This is a genomic window from Pseudomonas lalkuanensis (assembly GCF_008807375.1).
Taxonomy (GTDB): domain Bacteria; phylum Pseudomonadota; class Gammaproteobacteria; order Pseudomonadales; family Pseudomonadaceae; genus Metapseudomonas; species Metapseudomonas lalkuanensis.
The window spans coordinates 4544451-4562779 of sequence record NZ_CP043311.1; the positions used below are offsets into that span (position 1 = coordinate 4544451).

Here is an 18329-nt window from a genome sequence, read left to right on the forward strand (position 1 = left end):
GTGACTACTGAAACCCTCGCCCAAACCCCGCTGCACGCCCTGCACCTCGAACTCGGTGCGCGCATGGTGCCCTTCGCCGGTTACGACATGCCGGTGCAATACCCGCTCGGCGTGCTCAAGGAGCACCTGCACACCCGCGAGCAGGCCGGCCTGTTCGACGTCTCGCACATGGGCCAGATCCTCCTGCGTGGCGCCAACGCCGCCCGCGCCCTGGAAAGCCTGGTGCCGGTGGACATCCTCGACCTGCCGATCGGCACCCAGCGCTACGCGCTGTTCACCGACGAGAACGGCGGCATCCTCGACGACCTGATGGTCGCCCGTCTCGCCGACGACGAACTGTTCCTGGTGGTCAACGCCGCCTGCAAGGAGCAGGACCTGGCGCACCTGCAGAAGCACCTTGGCGAACAGTGCGCCATCGAGTCGCTGTTCGAGTCCCGCTCCCTGCTCGCCCTGCAGGGGCCGGCCGCCGCCGCGGTGCTCGGCCGCCTCGCCCCGGAAGTGCGGGCGATGACCTTCATGCAGTTCGCCAGCGTGAACCTGCAGGGTGTGGCCTGCTACGTCAGCCGCTCCGGCTACACCGGCGAGGATGGCTACGAGATCTCCGTGCCGGTGGCCGAGGCCGAAGCCCTGGCCCGCGCCCTGCTGGCCCAGCCGGAAGTCCAGCCGATCGGCCTCGGCGCGCGTGACTCGCTGCGCCTGGAAGCCGGCCTGTGCCTCTACGGCCACGACATGAGCACCGCCACCACGCCGGTGGAGGCCAGCCTCGGCTGGGCCATCTCCAAGGCCCGCCGTGCCGATGGCCTGCGTGCCGGCAACTTCCCCGGCGCCGGCCAGGTCTTCGCCCAGCAGCGCGACGGCGTGCCGAGCAAGCGCGTCGGCCTGCTGCCACAGGAGCGCGTGCCGGTGCGTGAAGGCGCGGAGATCGTCGATGCCGACGGCACAGTGATCGGCCGCGTCTCCAGCGGCGGCTTCGGCCCCAGCCTCGGTGCCCCGGTGGCCATGGGTTACGTCACCGCCAGCCACGCCGCCCTGGACAGCGAGGTCTGGGCCCTGGTGCGCGGCAAGCGCGTGGCCATGAAAGTGGCCAAGACCCCCTTCGTGCCGCAGCGTTACTACCGCGGCTGAGAGCTGTTGCTCTCGTAGGAACGAGCTTGCTCACGAAGCTGTTCGCGAGCAGAGCCCGCTCCTACGAAAAACGCCGAGCCTTCGGAGCAAGAACATGACCGAAACCCAGATCACCCCGCGTCCGCAGCCGTTGCAGGCCGGCGTAAAACTGCGCGGCGCCGAGAAGGTCGCGCGCATTCCCGTGAAGATCATTCCCACCGAGGACCTGCCGCGCAAACCGGACTGGATCCGCGTCCCCATCGCCATTTCGCCGGAGGTGGCCCGGATCAAGCAACTCCTGCGCAAGCACAAGCTGCACAGCGTCTGCGAGGAAGCTTCCTGCCCGAACCTGGGCGAGTGTTTCTCCGGCGGTACCGCCACCTTCATGATCATGGGCGACATCTGCACCCGTCGCTGCCCGTTCTGCGACGTCGGCCACGGCCGGCCGAAGCCGCTGGACCCGGATGAGCCGAAGAACCTGGCCATCGCCATCGCCGACCTGCGCCTGAAATACGTGGTGATCACCTCGGTGGACCGCGACGACCTGCGCGACGGCGGCGCCCGGCACTTCGTCGATTGCCTGCGCGAGATCCGCAAGCTATCCCCGGGCATTCAGCTGGAAACCCTGGTGCCGGACTATCGCGGCCGCATGGACGTAGCGCTCGCCATCACCGAGCAGGAGCCGCCGGATGTGTTCAATCACAACCTGGAAACGGTGCCGCGCCTGTACAAAGCCGCGCGTCCGGGCTCGGATTTCGAGTGGTCGCTGGACCTCCTGGAGAACTTCAAGCAGCGCATGCCCCATGTGCCAACCAAGTCCGGCCTGATGCTGGGCCTGGGCGAGACGGACGACGAAGTGATCGAAGTCATGCAGCGCATGCGCGAACACGACATCGACATGCTGACCCTCGGCCAGTACCTGCAACCATCGCGCAACCATCTGCCGGTGCAGCGCTTCGTGCACCCGGACACCTTCGCGCGTTTCACCGAACTAGGCGCCGGGATGGGCTTTTCGAACGTGGCGGCAGGTCCCCTGGTGCGCTCCTCGTACCACGCTGACCAGCAGGTACACGGGAAGAAGATCGGCTGAGCGATAAGGAAGGCGCCCAGTTGTTTGTGGGAGCCAATTCATTCGCGAAATGACACGGCACCGAGCCATGACTCAACGCCCCTGCCCCCCGGCCCCTCTCCCGGAGGGAGAGGGGGTGACTCTCGGTTCACCGCCTGCGCGTAACGCTGTAGGGCGAATTCATTCGCCGGGCAGGCCGAAGGCTTGCCTGGCGTTTCCCTCAGGCGAACTCCGCACGCAACTGCCGGGCCGCCGCCACCATGTTCACCAGGGCCGCTTCGGTTTCCGGCCAGGCGCGGGTCTTCAGGCCGCAATCGGGATTGACCCACAGGCGCTCGGCGGGAATGCGTTCGGCGGCCTTGCGCAGCAGCGCGGCCATCTCGGCGCTGTCCGGTACGCGCGGCGAGTGGATGTCGTAGACGCCCGGACCGATCTCATTCGGATAGGCGAAGGCCTCGAAGGCATCCAGCAGCTCCATGTCCGAGCGCGAGGTCTCGATGGTGATGACGTCGGCGTCCATGGCTGCGATGGACTCGATCACATCGTTGAACTCGCTGTAGCACATATGGGTATGGATCTGAGTCTCGTCGCGCACGCCGCTGGCGGTCAGGCGGAAGGCTTCGCTGGCCCAGTCCAGATAGTGCTGCCACTCGGCCCGGCGTAGCGGCAGGCCCTCGCGGAAGGCCGCCTCGTCGATCTGCACGATGCGGATGCCGGCTTCCTCCAGGTCCACCACTTCATCACGGATGGCCAGCGCCAGTTGGCGGGCCTGCACCTCGCGAGACAGGTCCTCACGCGGGAAGGACCACATCAGCATGGTCACCGGCCCGGTCAGCATGCCCTTCATCCACTTGGCGGTCAGGCCCTGGGCGTAGCGGATCCACTCCACGGTCATCGCCTGCGGACGGCTCAGGTCGCCAACGATCACCGCCGGTTTCACGCAGCGGGAACCGTAGCTCTGCACCCAGCCGAAACGGGTGAAGGCATAGCCGTTCAGTTGCTCGGCGAAGTACTCCACCATGTCATTGCGTTCGGCCTCGCCATGCACCAGTACATCGAGGCCCAGTTGCTCCTGCACCTCCACCGCATGACGGATTTCGCTGTGCATGGCCTCGGTGTACTCGGCCGCCGACAGCTTGCCTTGCCTGAAGGCCTGTCGCGCCAGACGAATGGCCGAAGTCTGCGGGAAGGAGCCGATGGTGGTGGTGGGGAAGGCCGGCAGATACAGGCGCTCACGCTGCCTGGCGATACGCACGGCGAAGGGTGACGAACGCTCGCTGTCTTCCGGTTTCAGCGCGGCAACGCGGGCCTGCACCTCTGCCTTGTGGATGCGCGGCGAGGCGGCGCGACTGGCCTGCACCTCACGGCTGGCGGCCAGGGCGTCGAGCACGGCCGGCGCTTCGGGTTCGCTCAGGGCGCGGGACAGCAATGCCACTTCCTCGCATTTCTGCACGGCGAAGGCCAGCCAGCTCTTCAGCTCGGCATCCAGCTTGTCTTCCCGGGCCAGGTCCACCGGGCTGTGCAGCAGCGAGCAGGACGGCGCGACCCAAAGGCGCTCGCCCAGGCGCTCATGGGCATGGCGCAGCACGTCGAGGGCCTTTTCCAGGTCGCAGCGCCAGACGTTGCGGCCGTTCACCACGCCAAGGGACAGCACCTTGTAGGCCGGCAGGCGATCGAGGATGGTCGGGAACTGCTCGGGCGCGCGCACCAGGTCGATGTGCAGGCCGTCCAGCGGCAGGCTGGCAGCCAGGCCGAGGTTGTCTTCCAGGCCGCCGAAATAGGTGGCGATCAGCTTCTTCAGCGGTTCCTTCTGCAGCAGGTTGTAGGCGCGTTCGAAGGCGTTCTTCCAGTCCTGGGGCAGGTCCAGCACCAGGATCGGCTCGTCGATCTGTACCCACTCCACCCCCTGGGCAGCCAGGCGCTGGAAAATCTCGCCATATACCGGCAGCAGCCGCTCCAGCAGGTCGAGCCTGTCGAAGTCGCCTCCCTTGGCCTTGCCCAGCCAGAGGTAGGTCAGCGGACCGATCAGCACCGGCTTGACGCTGTGGCCAAGGGCGCGGGCTTCATCCACGTCCTCGAACAGTTGCTCCCAGCTCAGGGCGAACTGCTGGTCAGCGGTGAATTCGGGGACGAGATAGTGGTAGTTGGTATCGAACCACTTCGTCATTTCCTGGGCATGGGCGCCGCCGCAGCAGCCCTTGCTGACACCACGGGCCATGGCGAACAGGGTCTGCAGGCCCGGCTTGCCGTCGTGGGGGCGGAAGCGCTCGGGAATGACGCCGAAGGTGAGGGAATGGGTCAGCACCTGGTCGTACCAGGCGAAATCGCCCACCGGCAGCAGGTCGATACCGGCGTCCTTCTGCAACTGCCAGTGCTCGGCACGCAATTGGCGGCCGACCACACGCAGGCCGGCTTCATCCAGTTCGCCCTTCCAGAAGGCTTCCAGCGCCTTCTTCAGTTCACGGTCGCGGCCGATGCGCGGGAACCCGAGGGAATGGGACAGGGCCATGTTGAAAATCTCCATACAAATGATGGAGCGATTGTCGACAGTCCCGGGCACTTGAGACAAACTCAACAAATTCGTGTTGATCTCAAATTCCATTCATGGAGGGCCGCCATGCTCGAGCTGCGCCATCTCAAGACCCTGCACGCCCTGCGCGAAGCCGACAGCCTGGTGGAAGCGGCCGATCGCCTGCACCTGACCCAGTCCGCTCTGTCCCACCAGTTCAAGGAACTGGAGGAACGCCTCGGCATGCAACTCTTCGTGCGCAAGACCAAGCCCGTGCGTTTCACCAGCGCCGGCCTGCGCCTGCTGCAGCTGGCCGACAGCCTCCTGCCGCAACTGCGCAGCGCCGAGCGCGACCTGGCGCGCCTGGCCGGCGGCACCGCCGGCCGGCTGCACATGGCCATCGAGTGCCATAGCTGCTTCCAGTGGCTGATGCCCACCATCGACCAGTTCCGCGATGCCTGGCCGGAAGTGGAGCTGGACCTGGCGTCGGGCTTCTCCTTCGCTCCCTTGCCCGCCCTGGCCCGTGGCGACCTGGACCTGGTGGTGACCGCCGACCCGGTGGACCTGGCCGGGATCACCTACGTACCGCTGTTCACCTACGAGGCGCTGCTGGCGGTGGATAACCAGCACGCCCTGGCGAACAAGCCCTTCATCGTGCCCGAAGACCTGGCCAGCCTGACGCTGATTACCTACCCGGTGGAACGCGACCGCCTGGACGTCTTCACCCGCTTCCTCGAACCCGCCGACGTGGAACCGGCGCAGGTACGCACTTCCGAACTCACGGTGATGATGATGCAGCTGGTGGCCAGCGGCCGCGGGGTCTGCTGCCTGCCCAACTGGGCACTGCACGAATACAGCTCGCGGGGCTACGTCACTGCCAAGCGCCTGGGGGAGAAAGGGTTGTATTGCACGCTTTACGCGGCGATCCGCGCCGACATGCTGGACGCGCCCTTCATGCGCGACTTCCTGCTGACAGCGAAGGACACCTCGTTTGCGACGCTCGAAGGGGTGAGTGCGGCGCGGTAGTAACTCCGATTTCAGTGCCGGCCTGTCACGCCCTCACCCCCGGCCCCTCTCCCTGAAGAGGAGAGGGGTGACTCGCGGCTGATGTAACGAATCGATCCTGAAGCCGACTCATGATCCGCAAGTTTGCTGAAGAGGTGGGGCAGCGACTCCGCCCCGTCAGAAGGCCGAACGGAATCGTTGCAGAGGGGGACGAGCGGCATGGATACCGCGAGAGGCGTGCGGGGCCATGGATGGCCCCTCTCGCCGGGCCCCTGGAGCGACGATGGAGGGAGGGGAGTCCGGCGAAGCCGGACCCGGATGGAGGGGCAAGCGTTCTTGGTTACTCCTTTGGCGTTTGAAAGAAGTGACTCGCCGGGGGGCGAAACAGAGACCCGAAGCCAGCGTTATTAGCTGGGAAATCAAGACTCAAGCCCCCTCAATAACTTCACGGATGCATCGAAAGCGACGGCCCCAGGTAGGCATTCGCCTGCTGGATATCATCCTCCCCCAACGACCCCACCGCAGCCGCCAGGCGCAGGCGTGAAAGCAGGTAGCGCAGCTTGGCCTCCAGCAGGTCGCGGCGGGCGATGAAGGCCTGTTCCTCGGCATTGAGGATATCCAGGTTGGTGCTGGTGCCAGCCTGGAACCCCTTGCGGGCCGAGTCCTGGGCGCGCTCGCTGGATACCACCGCCTTCTCCAGTGCCCGTACCCGTTGTTCGCCACTCTGTACGCCGCGGAATTCGCGGGTAGTGCCCGACAGCACTTCTTCGCGACTGGAGTTCAGCTGGTCGTTGGCCAGCTCCCGGTTGGCGCTCGCCTGGCGAACCTGGGCGTTGGTGGCGCCGCCGGCGAAGATCGGCATGCGAAACTCCACACCCACCGAGCCGTACTTGTTCGTCTGGTTCTGGGTGGAGACCGAGTCGCTTTCCGCGTCGTTGTAGGCGGCGACGAAATCCAGGGTTGGCCAGTGCCCGGCCTTGGCCCGGTTCACCTCTTCGTCGGCGATGTCCAGGCTGCGGCTGCGAGCGATGATGGTCGGGTTGTTGGCCCGCGCGTCGCTGATCCAGTCCTGCAGGGTCGGCGGCTCCAGCGGCGGCGTGGGGAACTCGGTGCGCAGGGTGGACATTTCCTCGGGCAGCACGCCAAGCAGCTCCTGCAAAAGACGCCGCGCCACCAGCAGGCTGTCTTCGGCCTCGATCAGCTCGGCCTGGGCCAGGTCGCGCCGGGCGGAGGCCTGGTCGACGTCGATCACCGTACCGTCGCCGAGCTGGAAGCGCCGCTTGGCGGCCAGCACCTGCTGTTCCAGGTTCTTCAGCTTCACCTTGGCCAGATCGATGGTTTCCAGCGCCAGCAGCACCGAGAAATAACGGCTGGCCAGGCTGACCGCCGACTCCTGGGTCTTGGCGTCGAACACCGCGTCACTGAACAGGGTGCGCTGATTGCCCTGGCGGTACTCGGCCATCCTCTGCTTGTTGAACAGGGGTTGGCGCAACTCCACCACCGCCCCCTTTGAGTCGTACTCCAGGTCGCTCTCCACGGAGCGTCCGAAGATGTTGTCCTGTTCGCTGGTGCCATCCACCCGTTTCCAGTAGGCGGTGGCGTTGATGTTCGGCAGCAGGCCGGCCTTGCCCAGTTCCTTGTATTCCTGGCCGGCCTGCCGCTCATGCACCGAGGCCAGATAGGTCGGCCCCTGGTTCTGGTAGACGTTCCAGGCTTCGCTCAAGTCCATGGCTGTCGCGGGCAGGGCGACAGCTCCGAGAAAACCGGCCATGGCCATCCGGGCTCTCATTTCACTGCTCCTTGAATGCGTTACCGACACGGCCCAGCAGCGGTTTCATCAAGTAGCTCATCAGGCTGCGCTCACCGGTCTTGATGGTTACGGTGGCCGGCATGCCTGCCCGGATGTTGTTCGGCCCGAGCATCTTCATGCCTTCCTCGGTCACTTCCACCTGGGTCAAGTAATAGGGCTGTTTGCTGGCTTCGTCCACCAGCCGGTCGGCGGCGACCGTCAGCACCCGTCCGGGAATGTTCGGCGTCTGCGCATGGTTGAAGGCCGGGAAGGTGATATCCACCGACAGGCCCGGGACCATCTTGTCGATGGCCTGTACCGGCACCTGGGCGTCCACCTGCAGGGGCTCACTGTCCGGCACCACGTCCATGAGCCGCGCACCGGGCTGGATCACTCCACCGACCGTGGTGATGGTCAGGCCGAGGACGATGCCGTCGATGGGCGAACGGATCACCGTATTTTCCACCTGGTAGTCCACCGAACGCAGGCGCTCGGCCAGGGAGGTGGACTCCTTCTGGATATCGGTGAGCTGGGATTCCACTTCCTTCTGGAAATCCTGCTCGCGCTGGAGGATACGCAGCTTGAGTTCGGCGATCTGGTTCCGGGTACGCCCGATATCCGCGATGTTCTGCGCCATGGAACCGTTCAGTTCCGATGCGTTGCGTTCCAGCTCCAGCATGCGGTTGCGCGGGATATAGCCTTCCGCCGCCAGGCTGCGCACGCCGTCGAGTTCCTCGCCCAGGAACTTCGATTGGCTGGAACGGGTGGCCTGCACCTGGCGCAGGCCCTTGAGCTGCTCCTCGGCGCCATTGAGGTTCTCATGCAGGATGCTGATTTCCCCCAGCAGGGCCTTGCGCCGGGTGTGGAACAGCCGCTGCTGCAGGGCGATGGCATCCTGCAGCCGTGGGTCGCCGCCGAAGCGCTCCAGCAGTTCCGGAGTGAAGGTGACGGTGTCGGCACCATCGCGTTCGGCCATCAGGCGGTCTTCCACGGTCTTGGCGACGATGTACTGGGAACTCAGGGCGCCCTGCTCGGCGATCGCCTGGGTCGGGTCCAGGCGCACCAGCTCCTGGCCGGCGCGCACCTTGTCGCCTTCGCGCACCAGGATGGCATCCACCTCGCCGCCGGTGAGGTGCTGCACCGTCTTGCGGGCATTGGTGACGTTGACCGTGGCGTTTGCCACCACGCCGGCGTCCAGCGGAGCCCACATGGCCCAGGCCAGGAAGCCGCCGAATCCGGCCAGCACCATCCACACGCCCCAACGGGCCGGGCGGCTGTCATCGAGGTCCACCACCGTCGGTTGTTCGACCCTTACCAGGGCCTTGCTTTCGCTTGCCGCTTGCATGATCGATTACTCCTTGGCCCGCATCGATGCCAGGTTCGGCGTGCCCACGGAGGGCATGACGCTGGCCTGGCGCAATGCTGCGAAGACCTCTTCACGAGGACCGAACAATTGCACGCCGCCGTCACGCATCAGCAGGACCTTGTCCACTGTGCTGAGCACACTGGGACGATGGGAAATCAGGACCAGCGTCTTGCCACGCTTCTTCAGGTCGAGGATCGCTTCCACCAGCGCCGCTTCGCCCAGGTCATCGAGGTTGGCGTTGGGCTCATCGAGCACGATCATCGAGGGGTCGCCATAGATGGCCCGGGCCAGGGCGATACGCTGTTTCTGGCCGCCCGACAACGGGCTGCCATCCACGCCGAGCGGTGTGTCGTAGCCTTTCTCGAAGCGCAGGATCATCTCGTGCACCCCGGCACGCCTGGCGGCGAGAATCACCTCCTCGCTGTTCATCTCGCCGAAGCGGGCGATGTTGTCGGCAATGGTGCCTTCGAACAACTCCACGTCCTGCGGCAGGTAGCCGATCCAGGGACCGAGTTCCTCCTTGTTCCACTGGAAGATATCGGCACCGTCCAGGCGCACCTTGCCCGCTTGCGCCGGCCATACGCCCACCAGCAGGCGCGCCAGGGTGGACTTGCCGGAGGCCGACGGGCCGATGATGCCGAGGGCTTCACCGGGCGAGAGGCTGAAGTTGATCCCGCGCAGGATGGTGACGACGCCGCCAGGCGCCGCGGTCATGGCCTGTTCCACCGACAGCGCGCCCTGGGGCTTGGGCAGGGCCATGGCGGTGTTGCGCGCCGGGAAGTCCTGCAGCAGCTTGGACAGCCGTTCCCAGGAGCCGCGGGCCGAGAGCAACTGCTTCCAGACACCGATGGCCTGCTCCACCGGCGCCATGGCGCGGCCACTGAGGATGGAACTGGCGATCATCATCCCCGCAGTGATCTCGCCCTTGATCGCCAGCAGTGCGCCGGCGCCGAGGATCACCGACTGCAGGGTGACCCGCACGAAGCGGCTGGCGCCATTGATGTAGGCGGCGCGGTCGGAAGCCTGGGTCTGCTTCTCGAGAATGCGCTGGTGGCTGCCGAACCAGCGCTCGCGAATCGCTGGCAGCATGCCCATGGCTTCGATCACTTCGGTATTGCGCAGGTTGTTGTTGGCGAACGCGCCGGAGGCCAGGGCCGCCTGGTTGGCCTCCATCAGCGGGCCGCGGGTCACCACTTCGGTGAGCAGGGCCAGGGCGAAGAGGATTGCAGAACCGATCAGGGTGATGACGCCCAGCAGCGGGTGCACGAGGAAGATCACCAGCAGGTAGATGGGCGTCCAGGGGGCATCGAAGAAGGCAAACAGGCCATTGCCGGTGAGGAACTGGCGCACCTGGGACAGGTCCTGCAGCGCCTGGGCCGGGTTGCCGCCGGCGCGGCGCAGGTTGCGCTCGAAGGACGCATTGAACACCCGCTTGTTCAGGCTCATGTCCAGCCGGTTGCCAAGGCGGATCAGCACGCTCGAACGCACCACTTCGAGCAACGACATCAGCACGTACAGGCCGAGCATCAATACCGTCAGCATCGCCAGGGTGGTGACGTTGCTGCTCGCCAGCACCCGGTCGTAGACCTGCAGCATGTAGAGGGCGGGCGCGAGCATCATCAGGTTGATGATGCCGCTGAAGCCACCCACCACATAGAAGGTATGACGGAGGCGACTCAGGGCTTCGGACAACTCGGTACGGGGCTGCGAGAAATTCTTCATCTCGGCGCTCCACTGGCTGAGTGATCGGTTCGGCCGTGGCCCGGCCGCCTCTTATAGTTCGAGCCCCTGGAGCAATTCGCCGCTGCCCCCACAGAAGCCTACAGACATGCTTAGTCAAGACTCCGACGCACCGCCAGAGCCGGACCCCTCCTGCCAGACGGCTGCGGGATTAACCCCGACCAGCGACATGGGGCACTCAGGCGAGAGTGCTTCTCATAAGAGCCGAAACACCCGTTCTAGAGCAGTTTTACCCACTTTTGGGGAAAATCTGGTCGAGCGAGGAAGGCGCCCAAAAGGCGAAACTGGCGCCGGATAAATGACGTATAGCGCCAACGATATGATCGACGCAGGATGTATAGCGTCGCTCTATGCATCCTGGGCCACGGCCAAGCGCAGGGGGCGCCATGCGCCCCGGGCTCAGTGCCCGGTGGATGAAGAGCGAATACCGGAAACACCGCGGGTGCGCGCGGCGCACCCCGCCAGGGCAGCCCACCCTCGCGCGCAACCCACCGTGGGGTCAGTTCGCCCTGGCTCGCAGCGCCGGGCTGGACTTGAGCATGTCCATCAGGCTGTTCACCAGGTTCTCGGCCTCGTCGGCCAGGGAGTAGCTCGCCGGCACCAGCAGCCAGTTGGTCTGGATGCCTTCCAGGTAGGCATGCACGCTGATCGCGGCACGGCGGCAATCCAGGTCGTCGGGCAACTGGCCGCGGCTCACCGCATTGCGCAGGGCCTTGGCGATGCGCTGGTCGCAGTCGACGCTCTGGTCTTCCATCTGCTGGCGGAGGTCGCCCAGTTCCTCGGTGTATTCCACCTTGTGCCGGAGGATTTCGTGGATGCGCCGGCTCTGCGGGTCCAGCTCCACGCGCCGGAGCAGGCGCACCATCAACTGGTGCATGCGCCCGAGGGGATCGGGCTCATCCTCGCTCTCGCTGGCGCGGGCCAGCTCTTCCAGCGGCGTATGGATGCGCTCGAGCATGGCCTGGAACAGGTCGTTCTTGTTCTCGAAATGCCAGTAGATGGCGCCTCGGCTGACTCCGGCGGCGGCCGCGATTTCCGCCAGCGAAGCACGGGAAACCCCCTTCTCGTGAAATACCCGTTCAGTGGCGTCGAGTATCTGCACGCGGGTTTCTTCAGCTTCCTCTTTGGTACGTCTGGCCATTCGCGGCTGGGACCTATCTGATTGCTCTCAAAGGAAAAATCGTCTTTGCGCCGTAATAAATTCTGACATCGGCAACAGAAGATTCAATTTACAAACATTCACGCATGTAAGTATATTCGTACACCTTCGCAAGAATCCAGAACCTGCCCTGCGCCCAGCTTTCCGTCAGAAAGCTGTACCCCCAAAAAATGAGGTCCCTTCAGATGCCCATGAAGCCAGCCTTTGCCGCCTTGGTTTCCGCCATCGCTCTGGCCACGCTCGCCCTGACCGGCTGCCAGGAAGCCTCGGCTCCGCCGCCCGCCCAGACGCCCAAGGTCGGCGTCGTGACCCTCCAGCCCCAGAGCTTCACCCTGACCACCGAACTGCCGGGCCGCACCGCGGCGTTCCGCATTGCCGAGGTGCGGCCGCAAGTGGACGGCATCATCCAGAAGCGCCTGTTCACCGAAGGCAGCGAGGTCAAGGCCGGTCAGCAGCTCTACCAGATCGACCCGTCCGTTTACACCGCCACCTACAAGAGCGCCCAGGCCAGCCTGGCGTCGGCCAGGTCCCTGGCGGAGCGCTACGAGGACCTGGTCAGCGACCAGGCAGTGAGCAAGCAGGCCTATGACGAGTCCCAGGCCGCCCGCCTGCAGGCCGAGGCCGCACTGGAGAAGGCCAGCATCGACCTGCGCTACACCAAGGTGCTGGCGCCGATTTCCGGCCGAGTCGGCCGCTCGGCGGTCACCGAAGGCGCCCTGGTGAGCAACGGCCAGACCCTGGCCATGGCCACCATCCAGCAGCTCGACCCGATCTACGTCGACGTCACCCAGTCCACCAAGGACCTGCTGCGCCTGCGTCGGGAAATGGCCGAGGGCCAGTTGGAGAAGGCCGGTGCCAGCGGCGCCAGGGTGTCCCTGTTGCTGGAAGACGGCAGCGAGTACCCGCACAAGGGCAGCCTGGAGTTCTCCGAAGTCTCGGTGGACGAAGGCACCGGTTCGGTGACCGTGCGCGCGGTCTTCCCGAACCCGGAGCACACCCTGCTGCCGGGCATGTTCGTCCACGCCCGCCTGGGCTCGGCGGTGAAGCAGGAAGCCATCCTCGCGCCGCAGCAAGGCGTGACCCGCGACCTCAAGGGCCAGGCCACCGCCCTGGTGGTGAATGCCGAGAACAAGGTGGAACTGCGCCACCTGAAAGCCGAACGCACCGTCGGCGACCGCTGGCTGGTCAGCGAGGGCCTCAACCCCGGCGACCGCCTGATCACCGAAGGCCTGCAGTTCGTGCGTCCGGGCGTGGAAGTGAATGCCGCACCGGCGACCAACGTGGCAGCCCAGCAACCCGCGGGTGACAACCTGGCCAAGAGCCACTGAGGAGCCCATAGATGTCGAGATTCTTCATCGATCGCCCGATCTTCGCCTGGGTGATCGCGCTGGTGATCATGCTCGCCGGCGGCCTGTCCATCCTCAAGTTGCCGATCAACCAGTACCCAAGCATCGCCGCGCCTGCGGTGGGCATCCAGGTGAGCTACCCCGGCGCTTCGGCGCAGACGGTGCAGGACACCGTGGTGCAGATCATCGAGCAGCAGCTCAATGGCATCGACGGCCTGCGCTACATCTCCTCGGAGAGCAACTCCGACGGCAGCATGACCATCACCGCCACCTTCGAGCAGGGCACCAACCCTGACATCGCCCAGGTGCAGGTGCAGAACAAGCTGCAGCTGGCAACGCCGCTGCTGCCGCAGGAAGTGCAGCAGCAGGGCATCCGCGTGACCAAGGCGGTGAAGAACTTCCTGTTGGTCATCGGCGTCGTCTCCGAAGACGGCAGCATGGACAAGAACGACCTGGCCAACTACATCGTCTCCAACATCCAGGACCCGATCTCGCGGACCAAGGGTGTGGGCGACTTCCAGGTATTCGGCGCCCAGTACGCCATGCGCATCTGGCTGGACCCGGCGCGGCTGAACAACTACCAGCTGACCCCGGTGGACGTGAAGACCGCCATCCAGGCGCAGAACGTGCAGATCTCCTCCGGCCAGCTCGGCGGCCTGCCCGCATCTCCCGGCACCCAGCTCAACGCCACCATCATCGGCAAGACCCGCCTGCAGACCCCCGAACAGTTCGGCGCCATCCTGCTCAAGGTGAACCGCGACGGCTCCCAGGTACGCCTGCGCGACGTGGCGAAGATCGAGCTGGGCGGCGAGAACTACAGCATCAGCGCCCAGTTCAACGGCAAGCCGGCGTCCGGCATGGCGATCAAGCTGGCCACCGGTGCCAACGCCCTGGATACCGCCAAGGCGATCCGCGCCACCATCGCCGAACTGGAACCCTTCATGCCCGCCGGCATGAAAGTGGTCTTCCCCTATGACACCACCCCGGTGGTTTCCGCCTCCATCGAAGGCGTGATCCACACCCTGGGCGAGGCCATCGTCCTGGTGTTCCTGGTGATGTACCTGTTCCTGCAGAACTTCCGCGCCACCATCATCCCGACCCTCGCCGTACCCGTGGTACTGCTGGGCACCTTCGGCGTGCTGGCGATGTTCGGCTTCACCATCAACACCCTGACCATGTTCGCCATGGTGCTGGCCATCGGCCTGTTGGTGGACGACGCCATCGTGGTCGTGGAAAACGTCGAGCGGGTAATGGCCGAGGAAGGTCTGTCGCCGCTGGAAGCCACGCGCAAGTCCATGGGCCAGATCCAGGGGGCGCTGGTGGGCATCGCCCTGGTGCTCTCGGCGGTGTTCCTGCCGATGGCCTTCTTCGGCGGTTCCACGGGCGTGATCTACAAGCAGTTCTCCATCACCATCGTCTCGGCCATGGCCCTGTCGGTGCTGGTGGCGCTGATCTTCACCCCGGCCCTGTGCGCCACCCTGCTCAAGCCCATTGCCAAGGAGCACCACGAGAAGCGCGGCTTCTTCGGCTGGTTCAACCGCACCTTCGACCGCAGCGTGCAGAGCTACGAGCGAGGCGTGCGCGGCGTGCTCAAGCGCAAGGTGCCCTACCTCGCCCTGTACCTGCTGATCATCGTCGCCATGGGCTGGCTGTTCACCCGCATCCCCACCGCCTTTCTCCCCGAGGAAGACCAGGGCGTGCTCTTCGCCCAGGTGCAGACCCCGTCCGGCGCCAGCGCCGAGCGTACCCAGGTGGTGGTGGACCAGATGCGCGAGTACCTGCTGGACCAGGAAAAGGACACCGTTAAATCCGTGTTCACCGTGACCGGATTCAACTTCGCCGGCCGCGGCCAGAGCTCGGGCATGGCCTTCATCATGCTCAAGCCGTGGGAAGAGCGTACCGGCGCCGGCCAGAGCGTGTTCGACCTGGCCCAGCGTGCGCAGCAGCACTTCTTCAGCTTCCGCGATGCAATGGTCTTCGCCTTCGCCCCGCCAGCGGTAATGGAACTGGGGAACGCCACCGGCTTCAACCTGTTCCTGCAGGACCGCGCCGGCGTCGGCCACGAAGCGCTGAACGCCGCCCGCGACCAGTTCCTCGAACTGGCGGCGAAGAACCCGGTGCTCAACCGCGTGCGTGCCAACGGCCTGCGCGACGAGCCCCAGTACCAGTTGCTGATCGACGACGAGAAGGCGCGCGCCCACGGCATCTCCCTCGCCGACATCAACAACACCGTCTCCATCGCCTGGGGCGCCAGCTACGTCAACGACTTCATCGACCGTGGCCGGGTGAAGAAGGTGTATCTGCAAGGTGAGCCCGAAGCGCGGATGAACCCGGACGACCTCAGCAAGTGGTACGTGCGCAACGACCAGGGCCAGATGGTGCCGTTCAGCGCCTTCGCCAGTGGCGAATGGACCTACGGCGCGCCCAAGCTGGCCCGCTACAACGGCGTGCCGGCGGTGGAAATCCTCGGCGAGGCGGCTCCGGGCCACAGCTCGGGTGAAGCCATGGCCGCGGTGGAAGAAATCGCCAAGCAGCTGCCGGCAGGCGTCGGCTACTCCTGGACCGGCCTCTCCTACGAGGAACGCCTGTCCGGCTCCCAGGCGCCGGCCCTCTACGCGCTGTCGCTGCTGGTGGTGTTCCTCTGCCTGGCGGCACTGTACGAGAGCTGGTCGATTCCGTTCTCGGTGATGCTCGTCGTGCCACTGGGAGTGATCGGCGCGCTGATGTTCACCAGCCTGCGCGGCCTGTCCAACGACGTGTTCTTCCAGGTCGGCCTGCTCACCACCATCGGCCTCTCGGCGAAGAACGCGATCCTCATCGTCGAGTTCGCCAAGGAACTGCACGAACAGGGCAAGAGCCTGTTCGACGCCGCCGTGGAAGCCTGCCGCATGCGCCTGCGCCCGATCGTCATGACCTCGCTGGCGTTCATCCTCGGCGTGGTGCCCCTGGCTATCTCCAACGGTGCCGGCTCCGGTAGCCAGCACGCCATCGGTACCGGCGTGATCGGCGGCATGCTCACCGCCACCGTCCTGGCCATCTTCTGGGTGCCGCTGTTCTACGTGCTGGTCTGCTCGCTGTTCAAGGACAAGGCGAGCAAGGCCGCGATCAAGAAGGAGGCCTTGCAGTGAGGCGATCCCTGATTTCCCTGGCCATCGCCGCGACCCTGCTCGGTGGCTGCTCCATGATCCCCGACTACCAGCGCCCGGAAGCGCCGGTGGAAAACGCCTGGCCCGAGGGCGAGGCGTACAGCCAGGGCGCGGCCCAGGTGAACACCGCCGCGGCCGACCTCGACTGGCAGGGATTCTTCCAGGACCCGGCGCTGCGCCAACTGGTGCAGCTCGCCCTGGACAACAACCGTGACCTGCGCACCGCCGCGCTGAACGTCGAGGCCTACCGCGCGCTCTACCGCATCCAGCGCTCCGAGCTGTTCCCCAGCATCTCGGCCGACGGCGGCGCCACCCGCCAGCGCACGCCGGGCATCATGAGCCAGAGCGGCCAGGCCGACACCAGCAGCAGCTACAGCGCCACCCTCGGCACCAATGCCTGGGAGCTGGACTTCTTCGGCCGCCTGCGCAGCCTCAACGAACAGGCCCTGGAACAGTACTTCGCCACCGAACAGGCACGGCGCAGCACCCAGATCAGCCTGGTGGCCTCGGTGGCCACCGCGTACCTGGACTGGCAGGCCGACCAGGCCCTGCTGCAACTCACCCAGGACACCCTGAAGACCTACCAGGAAAGCTACGCCCTCACCAAGCGCAGCTTTGACGTGGGCGTAGCCGATGCCCTGGCCCTGAGCCAGGCGCGCACCGCCGTGGAGAGCGCCCAGGTCAGCCTGGCGCAGTACACCCGCCTGGTGGCCCAGGACCGCAACGCCCTGACCCAGCTGGTGGGCACCGGCATTCCGGCCGACCTGCCCAGGGGGCTCGCGCTGGACGCCGACCTGCTGGCCGAAGTGCCGCCGGGCCTGCCGTCCGACCTGCTGCAACGCCGCCCCGACGTGGTCCAGGCCGAGCACCTGCTCAAATCGGCCAATGCCAATATCGGCGCAGCACGCGCGGCCTTTTTCCCCAGCGTCAGCCTGACCGCCAACGCGGGCAGCATGAGCAACGAGCTTTCCGGGCTGTTCGACGCAGGCTCCGGCAGCTGGCTGTTCCAGCCGAGCATCAGCCTGCCGATCTTCACCGCCGGCCGTCTGAAGGCGAACCTCGATTACACCGAGCTGCAAAAGGACATCCAGGTGGCGCAGTACGAGAAAGCCATCCAGGTGGCCTTCCAGGAAGTCGCCGACGGTCTCGCCGCACGTACCACCTACCACCAGCAACTGGACTCCCAGCGCTCCCTGGTGAAAACCACCGAGGAGTACTACCGCCTCGCCGAGCGTCGCTACCGCACCGGCGTCGACAGCTACCTGACCCTGCTGGACGCGCAGCGCCAGCTGTTCAGCGCCCGTCAGCAACTGATCAGTGACCGCCTCAACCAGTTGGCCAGCGAAGTGAACCTGTACAAGGCCCTCGGTGGCGGCTGGAAGGAACAGGGGGAAACCTCCCCGAACGCTTGATCCGCGACTCCCCAATCCTCATGGACGAGGAATCCACGCGGCGCCCCGCCCTTCTTGGCGGGGCGTATTTTTTGTCCCGCCGACGGGCGTGGCAGGCATCCTCATCTCGCCGCTTCTCCGGGTCCACGCCCTGCAACGACGCGTCAAATTCGGGCAGAAACGGCGGAAATATCCATGCCAGTCAATGCCTTGCAAGAGTCCGCCGGTCCATTTTCCTGCCATCCGTCAGTCCCTCACCGCTGCCTGTAACAATGACCGATCCTGTTGATCCACTCGTTGGGGAACGAGAGTGGGAAACAAGAGGTACGGATCATGAAATCGACATTCAGCACGACGGCCCTCGGCGGCCTGCTTCTGGCCCTCGCAGCGACAGCGGGATCAGGACCGGTCTTCGCAGAGAATGGAAGCGATCGCCTGAACGACTATCGGATACGCAACCAGCAAATCATTCAGATGAAGGAGGATTCCAGCGAGAGCTTTACCCGCATGGTCGAGCAACAGCCGACCGCTGCCGGGCAACAAACCCAGGATGACGACATGCGGTCCAGTGGGCGGCAAATCCCGCAGTACCAGTCGCCGATCCACAAGCAAAGGGTCGAATTCGGAAAATGACCCGAAGTGACCGCCCGTCGGATGCGCACCCATTACTGCGCACCCGGCGGGCAGCATCCTGACGACTTTCCG

Annotated in this window: 12 protein-coding genes; 7 read left to right on the top strand and 5 right to left on the bottom strand. The window is 65.4% G+C overall.

The genetic code is table 11. The features are described 5' to 3' along the window. Both gcvT and lipA read left to right on the top strand, forming a co-directional pair. Positions 1-1125 carry a glycine cleavage system aminomethyltransferase GcvT gene (gcvT, locus tag FXN65_RS21010; protein ID WP_151133466.1) on the top strand — a complete coding sequence of 375 codons (1125 nt, stop codon included), beginning with the start codon at positions 1-3 and terminating at the stop codon, positions 1123-1125. A gap of 94 nt (positions 1126-1219) precedes the next feature. Then, positions 1220-2194, top strand: coding sequence for a lipoyl synthase (gene lipA, locus FXN65_RS21015; RefSeq protein WP_151136032.1), 975 nt, complete (start codon positions 1220-1222; stop codon positions 2192-2194). Between the two features lie 199 nt (positions 2195-2393). Here lipA and metE read toward each other — a convergent pair whose 3' ends face one another. Then, positions 2394-4682, bottom strand: a complete 2289-nt coding sequence (gene metE, locus FXN65_RS21020; protein WP_151136034.1) for a 5-methyltetrahydropteroyltriglutamate--homocysteine S-methyltransferase — start codon at positions 4680-4682, stop codon at positions 2394-2396. Between the two features lie 108 nt (positions 4683-4790). Between metE and metR the strand changes: the two genes are divergently transcribed. Beyond that, positions 4791-5708 carry a transcriptional regulator MetR gene (metR, locus tag FXN65_RS21025; protein WP_151136036.1) on the top strand — a complete coding sequence of 306 codons (918 nt, stop codon included), beginning with the start codon at positions 4791-4793 and terminating at the stop codon, positions 5706-5708. 424 nt (positions 5709-6132) lie between these two features. On the opposite strand, the gene FXN65_RS21030 is transcribed toward metR, so the two are convergent. The 4 genes from FXN65_RS21030 to FXN65_RS21045 form a co-directional block, all read right to left on the bottom strand. Then, positions 6133-7476: a TolC family outer membrane protein gene (locus FXN65_RS21030; RefSeq protein ID WP_151136038.1), complete on the bottom strand. Its 1344-nt coding sequence runs from the start codon at positions 7474-7476 to the stop codon at positions 6133-6135. 1 nt (position 7477) lies between these two features. After that, positions 7478-8821: an HlyD family type I secretion periplasmic adaptor subunit gene (locus FXN65_RS21035; protein ID WP_151136040.1), complete on the bottom strand. Its 1344-nt coding sequence runs from the start codon at positions 8819-8821 to the stop codon at positions 7478-7480. 6 nt (positions 8822-8827) lie between these two features. Further along, positions 8828-10564, bottom strand: coding sequence for a type I secretion system permease/ATPase (locus FXN65_RS21040; protein ID WP_151136042.1), 1737 nt, complete (start codon positions 10562-10564; stop codon positions 8828-8830). 517 nt (positions 10565-11081) lie between these two features. Next, positions 11082-11723 carry a TetR family transcriptional regulator gene (locus FXN65_RS21045; protein WP_151136044.1) on the bottom strand — a complete coding sequence of 214 codons (642 nt, stop codon included), beginning with the start codon at positions 11721-11723 and terminating at the stop codon, positions 11082-11084. A 203-nt stretch (positions 11724-11926) separates the two neighbouring features. Here FXN65_RS21045 and FXN65_RS21050 point away from each other — a divergent pair, with 203 nt between their 5' ends. The 4 genes from FXN65_RS21050 (at position 11927) to FXN65_RS21065 (ending at position 18257) form a co-directional block, all read left to right on the top strand. Further along, positions 11927-13069 carry an efflux RND transporter periplasmic adaptor subunit gene (locus tag FXN65_RS21050; RefSeq protein ID WP_151136046.1) on the top strand — a complete coding sequence of 381 codons (1143 nt, stop codon included), beginning with the start codon at positions 11927-11929 and terminating at the stop codon, positions 13067-13069. Positions 13070-13080: 11 nt separating this feature from the next. Continuing rightward, positions 13081-16215 carry an efflux RND transporter permease subunit gene (locus FXN65_RS21055; RefSeq protein ID WP_151136048.1) on the top strand — a complete coding sequence of 1045 codons (3135 nt, stop codon included), beginning with the start codon at positions 13081-13083 and terminating at the stop codon, positions 16213-16215. Next, positions 16212-17645, top strand: coding sequence for an AdeC/AdeK/OprM family multidrug efflux complex outer membrane factor (locus FXN65_RS21060; protein ID WP_151136050.1), 1434 nt, complete (start codon positions 16212-16214; stop codon positions 17643-17645). Before FXN65_RS21055 ends, FXN65_RS21060 begins: the two co-directional genes overlap by 4 nt. Positions 17646-17957: 312 nt before the next feature. After that, a complete protein-coding gene (locus FXN65_RS21065) occupies positions 17958-18257 on the top strand; it encodes a hypothetical protein (protein WP_151136052.1) in 300 nt (99 codons plus the stop codon). Positions 18258-18329: the final 72 nt, after the last annotated feature.